Here is a 17,330-nt window from a genome sequence, read left to right as displayed (position 1 = left end):
CAGCCAGTACGCGACCGCGTACGCGTTGCCGATCCCCGTCGCCGAGGTTCCAAACCCAGCTGGCGGCCTGGCGCGCGCTCGCCCGGGCCGGGTCCACCCCCGGCACGACCCAGCCGATGCAGCCGATCCAGCCGATTCAGGCGGTCTCGATCCACTTCAACAGCGTGCACGCCGAACAGCGTGGCCCGACCGCGCGCCCGCCCTCGCCCTACGCGGTGACCTTTCCGCAAGGGATCATCTGGGCGGTGCTGGCTTGCGCGGCGACCTTTGCGGTCAGCCTGGTCGAGGAGCGCAAGCGCGGCACGCTGCTGCGGCTCGCGGTCGCCCCGGTCTCACGCCTGACGATCCTCGCGGGCAAGGCCGGCGCGTGCTTGGTCGCAATCGTGATCATGCAGCTCACGCTGGTGATGGTCGCGGTGCTTGGCTTTGGCGTGCGGCCCCAGAGCGTCGGCCTGCTCGCGCTCGCGCTCGCGTGTACGGCCTTGGGCTTCGTTGGCGTCATGGCCTTGCTCGCCGTGATCGGACGCCGCACGCACTCGGCCGCCGGGATGAGCTGGGCGATCCTGATGGGCATGGCGATGCTCGGCGGTGGGATGCTGCCGCTGTTCTTGATGCCGAGCTGGCTGCAGGCGGCCGCGAACGCGAGCCCGGTCGCGTGGGCGCTGCTGGCGATCGAAGGCGCGGTCTGGCGTGGATCTTCGCTCGCCGAGATCGCCCCCGCCTGCGCCGGCTTGCTCGCGCTGGGCGGCGTGTCGCTGGGCGTGGGCGCCCGCGCCGTGAAAGATCTCTGAGGGTCACGGGAGGACGTTGTAGTTGGGCACGGAGATCCCGATGTTCGACGGCATCGCGTCCGCGACCCGGGCACCAAACCGAAACCGAACGGCGCCCACATAGAACGGGGTGTCGGTCTGAAATTCCAGGTCCCACGCCGCGGCGTCCGGCGAGCTCTCGAAGTAGAGCTGCCCGCCCTGCTCGCGCAGCTGCCAATAGCGTGGTCCGGGTACGTACATGGTCGTGCTCGAGAAGATCGTAGCGTTGCCCTCGAGGATCTCCGCGAAGAACACGTTGGCGCCATCAAACCCATACTCGATCGCGTCGCCATCCGCGTTGCTGACCGACATGAAGAACCGAATCGGCGGGTGAAAGTTGGTGATCGCCGGCACATCGAGGACCACCCGCGTGTCGATCAACGAGTAGACGTCACCGGTCGTGAGCGTGCACGCGCACGCTTGGTCCCCGCTCAGGCCAAAGCGCATCGCGCCGCCGGACTCCTCGATCGTACAGCCAGCGCTGCACGCAGGCGCGGACCACTCTGGGCCGATCTCGCCATCCTCGAAGTCATCGACGAACGAGTCGATCGGCGGGCCGGCGGGCCCATCTTCGCCGGTCTCCGTCTCCGTCCCATCGCCGCTGTCCGCCTCCATCCCATCGCCGCTGCCCGTCGCCATTCCATCGCCGCTGCCCGTCGCCATTCCATCGCCGCTGCCCGTCGCCATTCCATCGCCGCTGCCCGTCGCCATTCCATCGCCGCTGCCCGTCGCCATTCCATCGCCGCTGCCCGTCGCCATTCCATCGCCGCTGCCCGTCGCCATTCCATCGCCGCTGCCCGTCGCCATTCCATCGCCGCTGCCCGTCGCCATTCCATCGCCGCTGCCCGTCGCCATTCCATCGCCGCTGCCCGTCGCCATTCCATCGCCGCTGCCGGTCCCCTTTCCATCGCCGCTGCCCGCCACCGAGGTCCCATCGTCGCCGGCCTCGAACAGTGGATTGATCGCGAAACACCCGGCCAGCACCCCGGCCAGCACGGGAGCGAGCAGACCCAGCGACCGTCGCTCACGCCATCGTGTCGTGCCGGGCATCGAGTCCAGAGTAGCGAATCGGCAGATCGCGGACGTGGCCAGCGTGGACCAGAACCGAGCGGCGCAAAGATTTCGGCGAGGCGGACGAGCCACCCCCTTCGCCCGCGCAGATCGTCAGGACCCCGAGCGCGAGAGCAGCTGCTGCATCTCGGTGGCGAGCTCTTCATCGACCTCGCGCGCGGCAGCCTGCTCGAGGAGCGCGCGGCCACCTCGTGACTCACCACCCTCCGCGGGGACGGCCTCGAGCTCACCTTCATCCGCCCACGCGATCAGCACGCGCAGCGCCCCGCGACGCACCCGCGTGACGGGCGATCGCAGGGCCGTGTCGAGCAGCTCGAGCCCGCGACCTGGCTTGTCGACCAAGCTCTGCACGACCATGAGCAGCGTGTCGTGCACATCGAACTCGCGGCTGAGCCCGACCTCTTCGGCCGGACCCGTGGCGATCTCGTGCAGCGGCAACAGCTGCTGGGCGAGCTGCAGCGCCTGCGTGTAGCGGCCCTCGTCTTCGGTCTGCACCAGGCGAAACCACGACGGCGAGCTGCGCGGGCTGGCCTGGACGCGCCGCAAGTGGTGCGACCACGCGTCGATGCCCAGCAGCTGCGCGGCCGCGTCGGCCTGGTGAAAACGCTCGAGCGACTCGGTCTCGAGCCCCTCGAGGACCAGGCGCGGCCACTCGGGTCGGGCGACCACGCGCGCGCACATGTCCAGCACGACGCGGCGGATCTCCAGGGTCCAGCCGAGCTCGCGCAGGGTCTCGTCGTCCTCGAGCTCGTCGCCGACTGGCCCGATGAACTCGCGCAGCTGCTCGACGACCAACAGGTGGGCGAGATCGAGGGTGCGGTGCTCGGGCCGCCGGGCGAGGTGGCGCAGGTAGGCCGCGGCCGCGCGCGGCGCTTGTTCATAGTCCTCGATGTCCTCCGCGGGCCCGCCGTTGAGCAGCGCGGCGAGGATCCCCGCCGCGCCATCGAGCAGCGGGTCATCGACGATGTCGGCCTCGAGCGCGCCGGCGAGATCACCCGCGATCGCGCAGGTGTGGGCCAGGTACTCGTCCATCACTTGGTTGCGGAACCCCTCGCGGACCAACCACGCCCGGATCTCTGGATCGCCGGTCTGGGCCAGGCGCTCGACCGCGTGGATCCGACCCCACCCGCGCACCCCCTTGGCGAGCTGCCACAGCTCGTGGTCGGCGTCCTCCAACGTGCTGGCCAGCGCGACCACGCAAAACAGCGTGAATTCTTCGTGGTGCCCGATCGTGAGCAGCGTGTCCCGCTCGTCGCAGCCGACCAGCACGCCGAGCATGCTGATCCCCAGCTTCACGACTTCACGATCGGGCGCGCCGCGGACCAAGAACAGCGCGAGCGCGTGAAAGCGATCGGGATCGAGCTCGCCGTTGCCGACCAGCTCGCCGAGCACGTCGTCGAGCACACCCAGCACCGGCGCGCGCGTGAGCAGCCGGGTCAGGTGCTCGAGGTGCGCGGGCCTGGCCGCCCCGAGCAAGTCGCGGACCGCCTTGACGATCTGCTTGGCACGCAGGCGCTCGTCTTCGACCTGCGCGTGGCGACCCATCACCCCATCGAGCGCACCCGCGGCCCAGCGCAGCCCGCCCCGTTCGTGCTGCTCGTCGTCGGGCAGCGCGAGCTCGAGGCCGTCGTGATCCGATTGATCTAGTTGGTCAGGTTGGTCAGGTTGGTCAGGCTGCGCGAGCCCGTCAGCGCTTGGCTCGGGCGCGTTGGCCTGGATCTGGCGCAACGCCGCGAGCTCGCGCTCTACATGCTCGAAGATCGACGGCCGCCCGGCCCACACGCGCGGGGCGTCTAGCTTGTCGACAGACCAGAGCTGAAGTTGAGACGAATGCATCCGCGCTTGCGAGTCCGGGATCCGCGGTCGTCGCGGTAGCCCGAATCGTTCACTAGGCCGCTTAGGGTGCGGGTTTTCGCGAGGCCAAGCAAGCCACGCGCAACGACTTCACACGAGAAAGCCCACGCGCGCGCGAACGCGGCGCTGTTCAGCCGGCACGTCCGTACAGATCAACGCACCCGATCCACGAGCGAGTACCCTGCCGCAGTGAATTTGATGGTTTGAGGCTAGTTCCTGACGCCCCTGGCTTTGTCGCTCGTCAGTCGAGTGTGCCCGACACACTCCTTCCTCGCTTCGCGCCAGGGACGCCAGGCCCGGCGCCTCAAACCATCAAATTCACTGCGGCAGGGTACTAGGGGCGCGGCGCAGGTGGCAACGCACCCGCCGTACGTGCAGGCTGAACGAAGAGCCGGCCCGTCACCCGTGCGGGAGCACCGACAACGCGAGACACAGCTGACCTAGGTAGTAGGCGGGCAGACCCCACAGCCGGTTGAGAAAGTCGCGGCGCACGAACCGATCGCTCGCGACCGAGAGGTCAGACAAGTAGAACGACACGGCGCCGAGCAACAGCAAGTGCGATCCGCCCCCCCGCCACGCGGCGATCGCCAGCGTCAGCATGATCGAGATCACCACGATGTACGCCCGGACCGGCAGCCGCATGCCCGCCTGCACGTGATCGCGGAGCCAGCGATCGACGACCAGCGCCGCGATCAGCACGACCGGCGCGACCGCCAGCGCGACGCGGGTGTCAAAGCCGTGGGTGACGAAGGCCACGCAATAGCCGACGTGTCCCAGCAAGAACGCGACCAGGCCAGCGAGGAACATCGACCGCGCGCGGGCCAGCAAGAACGCGTCGCCGCACCACGAGAGCACCAGGCCAACGAAGATCCAGCGCCCCCACTCGGACCCGAGCGCGCCCGCGTGGATCGCCGTGAACAGGAACCCGGTCGACGCGATCAGCTTGGTGATCGCGAGAGACGCGGGCCGGCTGGGCGTTGCGTCATCGTCCTCAGCCCGCCCCCTCCCGGACCCAAATGAGCTGCGATACTCGACGAACAAGTGCAGGCCGAGCGCCGCGATGGTGACGGCAACCCACACGCTCGCGAGTTGGGTCCCCCCGGACAGCTCGGGCCCACTCCGACCCAGGACATCGGCGACTGACATCGCCAGCATCGTCTCAGCTCCGACCGACGGCTGCCAGCAGTCGATCGTGCGTGGGCGTGGCCACGCCCCGCTCGCGGGCGGTCAACACGAACCAGCCGTTGCGCCACGGCCACTCTTTGACCGCGCCTTGGTAGCTGGGGATCGAGCGCGAGTAGGCGCACAGCCGATCCACCAAGGGCTCGAGCTCCACGTCCAACGCCGGGCCGCCAACCGCGAGCAGCTCGGCCACCAGCGCGCGCAGCTGCTGGGCGTGATCCAAGACGACCGTGCCCACGTCGCAGTTGAACGCCTCGCAGCACAGCCCAAACGCACAGTTCCAGATCAGCTTCTCGAGCTCGATCCCCGCGAAGTCCTGCGCGCTCACGACCGCCGCTGGCAACCCCACCCGGGTGAACGCCCGGACCATCGCCTCTGCGTGGGGCCCGAAGAACGGGCTCTCACCACCCGGCTCGATCGCGGCGCCGCGGGTCGGCACGGCCATGAACAGCAGGCCGCGCGTCACCTGGGTCAGCCCGTGCTCGCGCAGCCACGGTCGCAGCATGCCGTTTTGCGCGATCACCAGATCCGCGCGACGCCGGGCCGGCACCCGCTCGAGGACCGCGAGCAGATCATCGTTGCGGACCGCCAGCAGGATCGGCGAGCCGGGCTCGGCCTCGAGCAGCTCCCAGCCATGATGGCGATCGACGAGCGCGAACTGATCGGGATCGCGCTGGTGCAGCGCCCCGCCGATCCGCCCGGCCCCCACCACCACGATCATGACGCCGCCCCCCCACCAAAGTGCTCGCGCAGCGCCTGGTTGACCCGCGTCGGCGCCTCTTGCCCGGGGTAGTGGCCAACGTCCTCGAGCAGCACACGATCGAAGCGCTCGACCCAGTCTTCGTAGAGGCTGGGCTCGGCGAACCACGGGCCCAAGGCCGGATCGCGCAAGCCCCAGATCAACCGGGTCGGCGTGGTGATCGGCGCGAGTCGACGCAGCAGGTGCAGCGGCGCGGCGCGATAGTAGTTGATGCCTGGCATGCCGCGCTCGCGCAGCTGGCGAAGATAGGGCTCGAGTCGCTCGCGCGAGAACGGCTCTTGGTTGACGGCGTTGGCCCTGAAGCCCTTGGCCACCATCAGCTCCGGGTTGCTGCGCAAGCGCTGCTCGGGCAACCACGGCAGCTGGAAGAAAAAGAAGTACCAGCTGCGGCGCAGCTGATCGAGGTTCCGCAGCTGCCGAACCATGATCTGGACCGGCGGGCAGTTGATCACGCTCAGCGTGTGCAGGCGATCGGCGTAGCGCTGGGCCACCTCCCACGCGACCGCCCCACCCCAGTCGTGGCCAACGAGGTGGACCCGGTCGACCCCAAGCGCATCGATGAGCTCGACCACGTCCCGCGCCAGAACATCGACGCTGTAGTCACGGACCCGGCGTGGCGCGTCGGTGCCACCGTAGCCGCGCATGTCTGGGGCGACCACGCGAAAGCTGTCGGACAAGCCCGCGATCTGCTCGCGCCAGCTCACCGCCAGCTCGGGGAACCCGTGCAGGCACAGCACCGTGGGGCGGGCGCGGCGGGAGCTCTCGCTGGCGTCGTCATCGTCGAAGCCTTCGGCCGGTCCGCGCTCGTACCAGCGCACCCGCAGACCCGAGCCCAGACACCCCACGAAGGTCTGGGTCCCAGGTGGAAAATACGCGAGGTCATCCATGCCTGCTACGAGTACCCCGAGCCACGGGCTCGGTCCACACAGCCTGGACGCAGACCCAACGGACGCAACGCGTGCCGCGAGCAACGTATGCTGCGGCGGTCGTGACCACTCGCTCGACCTCACCGTCATCGTTCGTCCGTCCGCCCCGTGGCTTGCTCGCGCTGTGGACGTTCACGCTGCTCACCGCGTGCCCCGCGACGCCCGCCCCCCCCACTGACACGGGAGCGCCTGCGTTGGCATCCGGTCCCGCACCTGCGCTCGCTGGAGTCGGCCCAGAGTTCATCCTCGCCCCGGAACAGGGCGACGTGATCGAGCTCGTGAATGCCGAGCGGGCTCGCGCCCAGACCGACGATCGTCAGCTCTTGGTCTACGTCGGCGCCAGCTGGTGCGAGCCGTGCCAGTACTTCCACGACGCCGTCGACGGCGGCTCGCTCGACCAGGTGTTTCCCAACTTGCGACTGCTCGAGTTCGACCTCGACCGCGATCGTGATCGGCTCGCCGCCGCCGGCTACAGCTCCCAGATGATCCCGCTGTTCGTGGCGCCGGGGCCAGACGGACGCGCGGGCCCTCGCCGGACCGAAGGCGGGATCAAAGGTCCGGGGGCCGTCGACAACTTGCGACCGCGGCTCGAAGCGCTGCTGGCTGCTGCGCGGGCGGATCAGAACTGACCGAGGTTGGCTCACGCGGACGCCGCCGGACCCAACTTGAAAATGACTCTCATTTTCTAGAAAGTCCAGTGCCCCGCCGCAGGTGTGTCCCCCTCTCGTGTCTCTATTCGGTTGGTATCTCCTCGGCCTGACGCTCCACGCCCCCGCGAGCGACTCGACGGCACCCGACGCCTCGGTCATCGACGACGACGATCACGACGATGATCACGACGATGTTGGCGACGACGAGCCGCCCGGGCGAGCCGAAGGGCCGACACGACGCGCCCGCCGACCACCGCGCGGCGAGGCTCCGGTCGCGGCGCAGACGATCATCGTTTCGACCGGAACGCGAACCGCCCATGACGCTAGCACCGCCCCCGTGGCCACGACCTTGGTGACCCGGCAGGACATCGTCGACTCCGGAGCCGAGACCTTGGCCGAGGCCCTCGAGCACCAAGACTCCAGCATCAGCTTGACCGAGGGCGTCGGCGGGACCGAGCTGTCGCTGCGCGGCTTCGATCCCGAGCAGGTCTTGGTCCTCATCGACGGCCAGCGCGCGACCGGACGCATCGACGGGACCATCGATCTGAGCCGATTCACGGTCGAGAACGTCGAGCGGGTCGAGATCGTCCACGGCGCGGGCTCGGTCGTGTACGGCTCGGACGCGGTCGGCGGCGTCATCAACATCATCACCCGCGATCCAGATCCGGGCGTCCAGTCCGACGCGCGCGTGGTCTACGCCAGCCGCAACACCGTCGACGCCAGCGGGCGCGTCGCCGGAGGCATGCGTCGCTGGCAACTCGCTGGCTTTGGCGGCTACCACCGAACCGACGGCTGGGACGCCACGCCGTTTGACGAGGCCACGACCGGCGACCGCGTTGATCAGTGGAACGTTGGCGCGGGCGCCAAGCTCCAGCTGCCGAGCGAGGTCCGCATGAGCCTCGACGGCAACGTCCAGCAGCGCCTGTCGCAGGGCGTCGATCGAGCCGACGACGGCTCGCTCGTCGATCGGGCCAACTCGACCTACACCGGCGACCTGACCTATGCCGCGACCTGGGTGGGCGACAGCAGTCAGCTGCGCGGCACGGCCCACTACAACGTGTTCAAGGATCTGTTCGTCCAGGATCAGCGCGAGGGCGAGGCCTTCGATCAGCGCCAGCCAACCTGGGACCACATCGGCCAGTTCAGCGTCCAGCTCGACCAGCTCGCCGGTCGCCACCTCGTGACCAGCGGCGCCGACGTGCAGCTCGAGTGGCTGGTCAGCGAGCGCGTCGTCGCCGAGTCCGGGGCCAATCGCAGCGACCGCCAGCGAGTCGCGCTGTTCATGCAAGACGAGTGGACCCCGACCACGAGCCCGCGGGTCACCGTGCTCCCGGCCCTGCGCGTCGACTACGACTCACGCTTCGGTCTGTACCCGACCGGTCGCCTGGCCCTGCTCGTCGCCCCGATCGAGTCGCTGACCTTGCGCGCAGCCTACGGCCGCGGCTACCGGGCGCCAAGCTTCCGCGAGATGCACCTGGCCTTCGTCAACGCTGGCGTCGGCTATCGCGTCACGGGCAACCCCTCGCTGGCGCCCGAGCAAGCCTGGACCGGTGACCTTGGCCTGACCTGGACCCCGAGCAAGAACTATCGCGTCGAGCTCGGGCTGTTCGACAACCAGCTGCGCGACCTGATCACCGTTGACGTCGTGGCGAACGCCAACGAGCTCGGACTCGACACCTTCAGCTACGTCAACGTCGGCTCGGCCTTCGTCCGCGGGGTCGAGGCCTCGGGCTTCGTCGGCTTCCTGCGCCACTTCGAGGCCGAGGCCGGCTATACCTTCTTGCACGCCCGCAACAAGCTCACCCGCCAGCCGCTGCCCGGCCGCGCTGCCCACCAAGCGACCTTGGCCCTGCGCTTTCACCAGCGCAGCTGGGGCACGCGAGCCGTCGTTCGCGGGCGCGTGACCGGACGCCGAGCGTTCTCGGTCAGCCCCGATCTGCCCGTCAGCTTCGCCGTGCCCTTCGCGTCGATCGACGTCCGCGTGAGCCAGAGCTTCCTTCGCTACTTTGGCGCCTTCGTTGGCGTCGAGAACCTCCTCGACGCTGGCGACGCCACGACCAACCCGATCGCGCCGCGCTCGTTCTACGGCGGTCTGAGCTTTCGCTACTGAGACATCTCGACCCAGCGAAAGGTCGGGTGGCGCGACGCCCCGGTGTAGTCGTAGTAGCTGATGAACTGCATGCCGTAGGTCGTGCCGTCGGCGAGGCGAACGAAGTAGACGCGCGGGCGAATCTCGATGACGTGGCGGCCGATGTCGTAGGCGTACCACTTGTTCTCACGCTCGAACGCGAGCTGTGCGTCCTCGTCGGTGAACCACCCGTCAACCGGGACGTCCTCGGCCTCGAGCTCGACGAGGCTGGCGCCGTCGAGCATCGCTACTTCGACGCCCGCGTCGCCACTCACGCCGCCGTTGACGGTGATCGTCGTGCGCGCGAAGCCAAGGATCCACGCGTCGGTCTCGACCGGGTCATCTGGACTCGAGAACGCGTAGAGGGTCGAGACGTCCTTGTCCGGGGCGTTCACCACGCTGATGAACATCCCGGTCTGCTCCTCGACGACCGTGCACACGGTCTGGCCCGGACACTGCGGGAGCTCCGGGTTCGACCCCGGACCACAGCCCGCAGCGAGCACGGCCAGCACGGCCACCGCGGCCAGCGAGCGCCGCTTCAATTCACCAGCCCCGTCGGCTCGCCGTCGAGCTCGGCCGTGCCCAGGTTGGACTCCCGCGTCTGAAGCTGGCGGCTCGCGTGGTCGAGCACCTCGGCGAGGTGAGCGAGCGCGCCCGGTCGGAGTCGCAAGGTCACCGGACCCACCTCGACGTGGACGATGTCGCAGCAATCGCAGATCAAGACGCGGTAGCCACGCTTGGTCGCCAGGAGCTCGTGGGTGTGACTCGTCTTCACGCCCAAGCTCTTGCCAAATTTGAAACTTATTTTCAATATCAATTTTTGACACTCGCTGAGGCATCCCCGGCCCCATGTGGACCACTGGGTGGGCGTGAGCATCACGTCTCCGACCGACTTGAAAATGAACATGACTTTCACTATTATTTTTCCATGTCTCCCACCCGCGGCTCTCGACCTGCGATCGATCTCAGCGACCTGCGCCCCCGCGAACTCCACGAGCAGGCTCGGGAGTCCTGGGGGGCGAAGCTGCGGCGCGACAAGCGGGCGCGCCGCGTCGAGATCGGCCACCTGTGTCTGCTGTTCGAGAGCCGCGAGACGGTCCTGTGGCAGATCCAGGAGGTCCTGCGCGTCGAGTCGCGCTCGAGCGCCGCCCACATCCAGCGCGAGATCGACGAGTACACCTGCCTCGTCCCCCAACCCGGGCGACTGACCGCGACCTTGATGATTCAGTCGGGTGGCGCCGAGGTCGGCGCGCGGCTGTCGAGGCAGATCGATCGTGGCCTGCTGAGCCTCGAGATCGGGGCCTGGCGCTGCCCGTGCCAGCAGCTGCAACCGCGCGACGATGAACCGGCCGCCGTCCACTACGTGGGATTTTCGATCCCGGAGCCGGCGATTCGAGCGATGTCCACGGCTGCGGTCTGGCTGCGCGTCGACTCGACCCTCGACCACCATCGCGTGGCCCTACCGCCGACGACGCGCGCGTCGCTGATCGCTACCCTCGCCGAAGCCGAAGCGAACCAATCCGCTGCTTTCATCCACTCCAACCAAGCAAGGAAATCGACATGTCTATCCTGGTAGGAAAACCCGCCCCCAACTTCCGCTGCTCCGCGGTCCTCGCAGACGGCAGCATCGATGAGGAATTCGAGCTCGCGTCCACGACCAAGGGCAAGTACGCGCTCGTGTTCTTCTATCCCCTCGACTTCACATTCGTGTGCCCCTCGGAGCTGGTCGCGCTCGACCACCGCATGCCGCAGCTTCGCGAGCGCAACGTCGAGGTCATCGCCGTCTCGATCGACTCCGCGCACACCCACGCTGCGTGGCGCAACACCACGCTCGCCGACGGTGGCATCGGCGAGGTCTCGTACGCCCTCGCGGGCGACATCAAGCACGAGATCGTCCAGGCCTACGGCGTTGAAACACCGGACGGTGTCGCGCTCCGGGCCGCCTTCATCATCGATCGCGAGGGGATCGTCCGCTCGCAGATCGTGAACGATCTCCCGCTCGGTCGAAACATCGACGAGCTGCTGCGCCTGATCGACGCGCTGCAGTTCCATGAGCAGCACGGCGAGGTCTGCCCAGCAGGGTGGCGCGCGGGCGACCCGGGCATGACGGCGACGGCGAAGGGCGTGTCGAGCTACCTGTCGGAGCACGGTCAGGATCTGTGATCAGCTGGCCCTCGTCGGATCAGCTCAGCGCGCGCGCGTGAGCTGGTGCCGAGCGACGATCGGCTGCCTTCTCAATGACGGGTCGTGAACCCGGCCCCGAAAATGGGTTCGTGGGACCCCGAGTTTTAGTAGAGTCCCCGCAGTATGACCGAGCCGCACACGCAGACCGGCACCCATGAAGAATTCCCGTGCCAGCAGTGCGGCGCCAAGCTCGAGTTCGCGCCGGGCAGCACCAGCCTGCAGTGCCCCTACTGCGGCCACAGCCAACAGATCGCCGCGCCAGCCGCAGCCGCGCCCGTGGTCGAGCGCTCGTTCGAGGAGGCCCTGCGCGCGCTCCGGCAGCAGCCGGTCAGCGCCCTCGCCGAGAACGGTCACGAGATCCAGTGCAACGGCTGCGGCGCGATCACAATGATCACCGCGCAGGCCAGCGCGTGTCCGTTTTGCGACTCGCCGGTGGTCGTGCCGATCACCGAAGATCGGGCAACGATCGTGCCCGAGAGCGTGCTGCCCTTCGCGATCGACGAGCGCACCGCGGGCGGCAAGTTCAAGGACTGGGTCACGAGTCGGTGGTTCGCCCCCAGCGATCTCGCCGCCAAGGCCAGGCGCGTGCGCATGGACGGGGTCTACCTGCCCTACTACACCTACGACGCCCTCGCCCACGCTTCGTATCGGGGCCAGCGCGGCACCTACTACTACGTGACGGAGACCTACCAAGACTCCGAGGGCAAGACCCAGACGCGGCAGGTTCGAAAGACCCGATGGAGCCCGGTCAGCGGTCACATCCAGCGCCACTTCGACGACCTGCTGATCTGCGCGTCCACGTCGCTGCCCGACAAGCTGATCGCCGATCTCGAGCCTTGGGACCTCGGCGCGCTCACGGCCTTCGACTCTCGCTACCTCAGCGGGTTCATGGCCGAGCGAGCGGCGCTCGGGCTCGAAGATGGGTTCGGGGTCGCCAAGAAAAAGATGGTGCCCGGGATCGAGAGCACGATCCGCTCGGACATCGGCGGCGACACCCAGTCGATCGACAGCTACTCGACCAACCACACCAGCGTGACCTTCAAGCTGTTCTTGCTGCCGCTATGGCTGTCCAGCTTTCGCTACGACAACACGGTCTATCGCTTCGTGGTCAACGCCCGCACGGGCGAGGCGGTCGGCGAGCGGCCCTACAGCAAGATCAAGATCGCAATGGCGGTGCTCGGCGCGATCGCGGTGATCGTGCTGATCGTGCTGCTGGTCCACAAGTTCGGGTAACCCCAGATCCTAAGCTGAAAGGCCAAGCTCGCGGCGGACCTCGTCGAGGTCTCGCTCGAGCAGCGCGTTCCAGTCTGCGTGATGCAGGTCGACCCGGGTCGCGTGCCCGCGCGCGTAGGCCCGAAACAGATCGTCCGGCACCAACAGCCCGCGCGTGGGCGCGTCGTCGAGCCGGATCCCGTGGTGATATTGCAGCAGCGCGCGCAGCAGCAGCTCGATCGCCAGCGCGGGGGTGTTGCCCGCGTGAAACGCCGCGAGCAGCATCTCGCCGTAGGGATGTGGGGGGTAGTCCGTCAGCACGTGGGCGAGCTCGTGGGCGACGAACTTGTCGGACACGCCCCTGCCCTCGCCTGGGACCGCCAGGCCGTGCACGCGATAGTGCCGATGCAGCGCCCAGCCAACGGTTGACGGCGGCAGCAGACCCAGGCCGACGAAGCGCGAAGCGACGGCCCGCTCGGCGCTCGAGCTGGTGAACACGGTGCCGACCAGCTGCCACCACAGCTCGCGCTTGGAGTCCGAGCGCTCCCCCCACAAGGTGTTGACGCTGTGGTCCAGCATGCGCCAGCGCAGCTGCCCGAGCTTGCCCGCCGTCAGCAGCGAGAGCTGCTCGAGCCCCTCGTCCGTGGCCGACACACCAAGCTGCTCTGCGAGCGCGCGGACACCAGCGGTCCGGGCCGGATCCCGACGCTGGTCGGCGAGCGACACGACCATCGCGGCGCGGACCAGCTCGCAGCGTGCGTCCATGTCAAAGCCATCGAGCATGCCGAGCTCGTCGGCCCCGAACCGCGACCCGAGCAACGCCGCCTCGACCTCCTCTAGCTCGAGCGTGCGCCCAAATACCCAGCGCAGCGCCGCGACGATCGACTTTGGGATCAGCGGATCGACGATCGAGCCCAGCGCCCGGGGACACAGCGCGGCGACCAGCGCGGCCGCGTTCGCCTGCACCCTCACCACCGCGGGCGGATCGGGCTCTTGGCGGGGCAACATCGGCGAGACGAATGACCGTTCTTGTCTCCGCTGGCAACCTGAACATCACAACTATATGAATTTACTTATATTTTTCCCGCCTAACTGACCACGCAGCAAACGACGAGCCAGACGAGATCCGTCGAGCGCGGCTCCGGTATAACGCTGGCGATGGCCAACGCGCTGCGCAACCTGCTCGCGCCCACGCGGGGCGCCACGTTGGCGGGTTGGACCGCGGTGATGCTCGCGGCCGCCGAGTCGCACAAGCTCGTCGATCGCAAGCTGCGAGCCGGCGCCGAGCAAGACCCGATCTTTCAGCGCTACATGAGGGCCTGGACCGCGGGGATCTTGCGGGTGCTGTCAGTCGACCTGCGGATCCTCGGCGAGCTCCCCCCCCCGCCAACCGGCCCGCGCCTGGTCGTCAGCAACCACCGCACCGCCGTCGACATCCCGCTGCTGCTGACCCACTTCGGCGGCTCGGTGCTCAGCCGCGCCGACCTCGAGACCTGGCCGCTGCTTGGGCTCGCCGCCCAAAAAGCCCAGACGATCTTCGTTGACCGCGAGTCCAAGCACAGCGGGGCCGCGGCGATCCGCTCGATCCGGGCCCACCTGCAGCGAGGCCGCACGATCTGCGTGTTCCCGGAAGGCACGACCTTCGCGGGCGACGAGGTCCGGCCGTTCAACGCCGGCGCGCTCGCGGCCTGTCGCGGACTCGACGTCGAGTTCGTGCCAGTCGGCGTCGCCTATCCGCCCGGCTGCGAGTACGTCGACGACAGCTTCTTGGCCCACGCCCAGGCGTTTGGTTCACGTCGACGAACGCCGGTTGCGATGGCCGTTGGCCAGCCGATCCGGCTGCAAGGCCGCACGACCGCGATCACCGAGCAGCTCCACGCGAGCGTCCAGGCGCTGGTTCACCAGGCCCGCGCGGGCTTAGACGCGGCTTGAACGGCGCTTGACCCGTTGCTGGCCGCGGCGTAGTCGATTGACATGCGCAGCCTCGACAAACGCGTCGCCGTCGTCACCGGAGCCTCGAGCGGGATCGGTCGCGCCACCGCCAAGGCCCTCGCTGCCAAGGGCTGCACGCTGGCGATCGCCGACATCGATGAGACCGGCCTGGCCCAGACCGCCAACGAGCTGCCGGGCACCCAGCACAGCACCCACCTCGTCGACGTCAGCGACAAGCAGCGCATGCAAGCCTTCGCCAGCGAGGTCGAGCAGGCCCACGGACCCGCGCACATCGTCATCAACAACGCGGGCGTGACCGTGACCGACAAGCTCGAAGATCACAGCCTCGAAGACTTCGAGTGGATCGTTGGCATCAATTTCTGGGGCGTCGTCTACGGCTGCAAATTCTTCCTTCCGCAGCTGCAGGCCAACGGCTGGGGCGCCTTCGTCAACCTCTCGAGCATGTTTGGCCTGACCGGCGTGCCCAAGCAGAGCTCGTACTGCGCCACCAAGTTCGCGGTGCGTGGGTTCTCGGAGTCGCTTTCGATCGAGCTGGCCAACGAGAACATCGATGTGATCAGCGTGCACCCTGGGGGGATCCGCACCAACATCGTCCGCAACAGCCGCGGCGCCGACGATGGCAAGCGCCAGCGGATCATCGACTGGTTCGACACCCAGGGCATGAAGCCAGAGAAGGCCGCTAGCAAGATCGTCGCCGCGGTCGAGCATCGGAAACAGCGCGTGGTGATCACCCCCGAGGCGTGGGCGACCGACATCATCAAGCGGCTGTACCCGTCGATCCCCCGGCGCTTGGCGGGCTGGGCCGTCCGCAAGAGCGAGCTGGTGTAGCCGTCGTCGCGGCACCGTTCACGACGCCACGCACAGCTGGGGCCGCTCCTGCCGTTGTCGCTCGGACGTTGACGCGGCGCTCGAGCATGGCGAGCAACCTCGCTTGCGGATCGTGCTCAGCTGACTTGGCGACGAGCATGCCCAGCTCGAGGACCACGGCGGGTCGGTGGCGACATGGCGGGAGCTTTGGGCCGCCGTTTGGACTGAGGGCCGCGCGACGGGTCTTCGCCGGGTGGCCCCTGGGCGGGCTTTCCACACCAGGTTCACTCGTTGGTACAGAGGGGAGACTCTCCGAAGTCCATTGCGCGTGCACGAATGGCCTCACAATCGTCATCTTTCAGAGCGTGTGCTGCCTGCCGGATTAATCGAGCCCTACGCACTTTGTCAGACACCTCGAGGGCCTCGTCGAATGCGGAATCGCGGACGTCTGGATCGTCATCCATGGTGAGGGCAAGATGAATGATGTCGCCGATGTGTTCATCGCGTACGATCAGAGCGTGTCGAGCCGCCGCTCGAACGTCCTCCTCCTCGTCGAGGAACGCGGCGCGCAAGAGCGCCGCCATGAGCTCGGGAGATAGGTCCGAGACTTTGGCGGCCTCCAGAGCTGCACTCTCGCGTGCGTACTTCGCGGCCAGAAACGACGGAAAAACGCCATCTCGCTCCATTTCCTCGAGTCGTCGCGTCCGGCGGCCTAGCAGCAAGGCTACATTTTCCTTCTCGTCTGTATTCATGGATGGTGTCCCTGCGAAGTAGATCGCAGTTGCGCTGGCGTGGCGGCGGAGACACACCTGACGATGCGGCTCCAAACTGTTCGGCGCTCTAACGCACCCCGACCCCGAGCTCCGCGCGCAGCTGCTCGAGGTTTCGCGGAAACAGCTGCCACGGATCAAACCCCTTCGCGCTGAGGTCCAGGTTCATCGCGGCCCCGCGCTCGAACGCCCGCAGCACCGCGGGCGGATCGAACAGCCCCGTCTTCGGCGGGCTGTAGGGCGACATCGAGATCCCCAGGTGGAATTGCAGCGTGATCGTGAACAGCCAAAAGAACGGATCTTGGCGAGAGAAGCCCGCGACGAACGAGACCAGCAGAATCTCCTCGCTGGGCTCGATCCCGTAGCCACCCAGCACGTGGGCGCAGTCGTGCCACACGCCCGACTCTGCGACGCCGTGGCCCTCGCCGGGGAACGGCAGGTCGTTGCTCGTCACGAAGTGAAAGTACGCGTACCCCATCGTGTCTCGCGGCAGCTCGCCTGTGGCGATGTAGCGCGCCGCGAGCTCGGGGTCCTTGGCCCGCCCAAGCAGCGGCCCGACGATCTTCCACACACCGCGGGGACCCTGGGTCTTCAGCGCGTCCACGAACACGTCGCGCGCCCACGAGCGTCGCGCCAGATCCACCCACATTGCGCGGACCCGCCCGGTCGCCAGCTGCTCGAGGTTCTTGACGCGTGGCTCGTCCACGTCGAGCGCCGTAGCGATCGCGCGGACGATCGTCAGCTCGCTCGGGCTCACCTCACCGTCCATCAACGCGGTCAGGATCGCGGCCTGCACGACGCGCTCGGCCTCGGCCGGGTCGAGCTTCGCCTGATTGAGTTCGCCGGGCTCGACCGGGTCCACATCGGCGCTCGCGCCCAGCAGCTGCGCGGCCGCGATGACCAGCTCCGACTCTTTGTGCGTCTCGCCGTCACACCGCGCGACCGTCCGCATCACGCGTAGGGCGAGGGTCGCCGCGGTCGAGCTCATGTCCATGAGGTGCACGCCGCAAGCGTCGCATCACTC

At 68.0% G+C, this 17,330-nt stretch carries 18 protein-coding genes; 8 read left to right on the top strand and 10 right to left on the bottom strand.

Translation table 11 applies throughout. The annotated features are described in order from the left end of the window. Positions 1–59: 59 nt before the first annotated feature. A complete protein-coding gene (locus tag DB30_RS21315) occupies positions 60–791 on the top strand; it encodes an ABC transporter permease (RefSeq protein WP_338082204.1) in 732 nt (243 codons plus the stop codon). Positions 792–794: 3 nt separating this feature from the next. On the opposite strand, the gene DB30_RS42380 is transcribed toward DB30_RS21315, so the two are convergent. The 5 genes from DB30_RS42380 to DB30_RS21290 form a co-directional block, all read right to left on the bottom strand. Continuing rightward, positions 795–1,859, bottom strand: coding sequence for a hypothetical protein (locus DB30_RS42380; RefSeq protein WP_240480295.1), 1,065 nt, complete (start codon positions 1,857–1,859; stop codon positions 795–797). 114 nt (positions 1,860–1,973) lie between these two features. Further along, on the bottom strand, positions 1,974–3,716 hold the full coding sequence (locus tag DB30_RS21305; protein ID WP_146659948.1) for an ATP-binding protein: 1,743 nt from the start codon (positions 3,714–3,716) through the stop codon (positions 1,974–1,976). 417 nt (positions 3,717–4,133) lie between these two features. Beyond that, complete coding sequence (locus DB30_RS21300) at positions 4,134–4,880, bottom strand: lysoplasmalogenase (RefSeq protein WP_165703872.1); 747 nt, start codon at positions 4,878–4,880, stop codon at positions 4,134–4,136. 13 nt (positions 4,881–4,893) lie between these two features. Then, a complete protein-coding gene (locus DB30_RS21295) occupies positions 4,894–5,637 on the bottom strand; it encodes a ketopantoate reductase family protein (RefSeq protein ID WP_052551845.1) in 744 nt (247 codons plus the stop codon). Further along, the gene (locus DB30_RS21290; RefSeq protein ID WP_052551844.1) at positions 5,634–6,563 is read right to left on the bottom strand and encodes an alpha/beta fold hydrolase; all 930 of its coding nucleotides are present in this window, start codon (positions 6,561–6,563) and stop codon (positions 5,634–5,636) included. The genes DB30_RS21295 and DB30_RS21290 overlap by 4 nt, the downstream gene beginning before the upstream one ends. A gap of 101 nt (positions 6,564–6,664) precedes the next feature. Here DB30_RS21290 and DB30_RS21285 point away from each other — a divergent pair, with 101 nt between their 5' ends. Both DB30_RS21285 and DB30_RS21280 read left to right on the top strand, forming a co-directional pair. After that, complete coding sequence (locus tag DB30_RS21285) at positions 6,665–7,231, top strand: thioredoxin family protein (protein WP_240480294.1); 567 nt, start codon at positions 6,665–6,667, stop codon at positions 7,229–7,231. A gap of 97 nt (positions 7,232–7,328) precedes the next feature. Next, the gene (locus DB30_RS21280) at positions 7,329–9,362 is read left to right on the top strand and encodes a TonB-dependent receptor plug domain-containing protein (protein WP_052551842.1); all 2,034 of its coding nucleotides are present in this window, start codon (positions 7,329–7,331) and stop codon (positions 9,360–9,362) included. Here the strand turns inward: DB30_RS21280 and DB30_RS21275 are convergent. Further along, on the bottom strand, positions 9,356–9,922 hold the full coding sequence (locus tag DB30_RS21275; RefSeq protein ID WP_052551841.1) for an HmuY family protein: 567 nt from the start codon (positions 9,920–9,922) through the stop codon (positions 9,356–9,358). The genes DB30_RS21280 and DB30_RS21275 overlap by 7 nt on opposite strands. Beyond that, positions 9,919–10,155, bottom strand: coding sequence for a hypothetical protein (locus tag DB30_RS21270; protein WP_165703871.1), 237 nt, complete (start codon positions 10,153–10,155; stop codon positions 9,919–9,921). Before DB30_RS21270 ends, DB30_RS21275 begins: the two co-directional genes overlap by 4 nt. A 153-nt stretch (positions 10,156–10,308) precedes the next feature. On the opposite strand from DB30_RS21270, the gene DB30_RS21265 reads away from it, so the two are divergent. The 3 genes from DB30_RS21265 (at position 10,309) to DB30_RS21255 (ending at position 12,797) form a co-directional block, all read left to right on the top strand. Next, positions 10,309–10,956, top strand: a complete 648-nt coding sequence (locus DB30_RS21265) for a DUF3501 family protein (RefSeq protein WP_052551837.1) — start codon at positions 10,309–10,311, stop codon at positions 10,954–10,956. Next, complete coding sequence (locus tag DB30_RS21260; protein WP_052551835.1) at positions 10,941–11,543, top strand: peroxiredoxin; 603 nt, start codon at positions 10,941–10,943, stop codon at positions 11,541–11,543. The genes DB30_RS21265 and DB30_RS21260 overlap by 16 nt, the downstream gene beginning before the upstream one ends. A 144-nt stretch (positions 11,544–11,687) precedes the next feature. Next, positions 11,688–12,797 carry a TFIIB-type zinc ribbon-containing protein gene (locus DB30_RS21255; protein WP_052551833.1) on the top strand — a complete coding sequence of 370 codons (1,110 nt, stop codon included), beginning with the start codon at positions 11,688–11,690 and terminating at the stop codon, positions 12,795–12,797. A 9-nt stretch (positions 12,798–12,806) separates the two neighbouring features. On the opposite strand, the gene DB30_RS21250 is transcribed toward DB30_RS21255, so the two are convergent. After that, the gene (locus DB30_RS21250; RefSeq protein WP_052551831.1) at positions 12,807–13,784 is read right to left on the bottom strand and encodes a hypothetical protein; all 978 of its coding nucleotides are present in this window, start codon (positions 13,782–13,784) and stop codon (positions 12,807–12,809) included. 150 nt (positions 13,785–13,934) lie between these two features. Here DB30_RS21250 and DB30_RS21245 point away from each other — a divergent pair, with 150 nt between their 5' ends. Beyond that, positions 13,935–14,708: a lysophospholipid acyltransferase family protein gene (locus tag DB30_RS21245; protein ID WP_052551829.1), complete on the top strand. Its 774-nt coding sequence runs from the start codon at positions 13,935–13,937 to the stop codon at positions 14,706–14,708. Between the two features lie 42 nt (positions 14,709–14,750). After that, positions 14,751–15,557, top strand: coding sequence for an SDR family NAD(P)-dependent oxidoreductase (locus DB30_RS21240; RefSeq protein WP_052551828.1), 807 nt, complete (start codon positions 14,751–14,753; stop codon positions 15,555–15,557). A gap of 263 nt (positions 15,558–15,820) precedes the next feature. Here DB30_RS21240 and DB30_RS21235 read toward each other — a convergent pair whose 3' ends face one another. After that, positions 15,821–16,288: a hypothetical protein gene (locus DB30_RS21235; RefSeq protein WP_146659939.1), complete on the bottom strand. Its 468-nt coding sequence runs from the start codon at positions 16,286–16,288 to the stop codon at positions 15,821–15,823. Between the two features lie 88 nt (positions 16,289–16,376). Then, positions 16,377–17,309: a TerB family tellurite resistance protein gene (locus tag DB30_RS21230; protein ID WP_146659937.1), complete on the bottom strand. Its 933-nt coding sequence runs from the start codon at positions 17,307–17,309 to the stop codon at positions 16,377–16,379. Between the last annotated feature and the right edge of the window lie 21 nt (positions 17,310–17,330).

The sequence above is a fragment of the Enhygromyxa salina genome (assembly GCF_000737335.2).
GTDB lineage: Bacteria > Myxococcota_A > Polyangia > Nannocystales > Nannocystaceae > Plesiocystis > Plesiocystis salina_C.
This window is presented reverse-complemented; position numbering and strand designations above follow the sequence as displayed.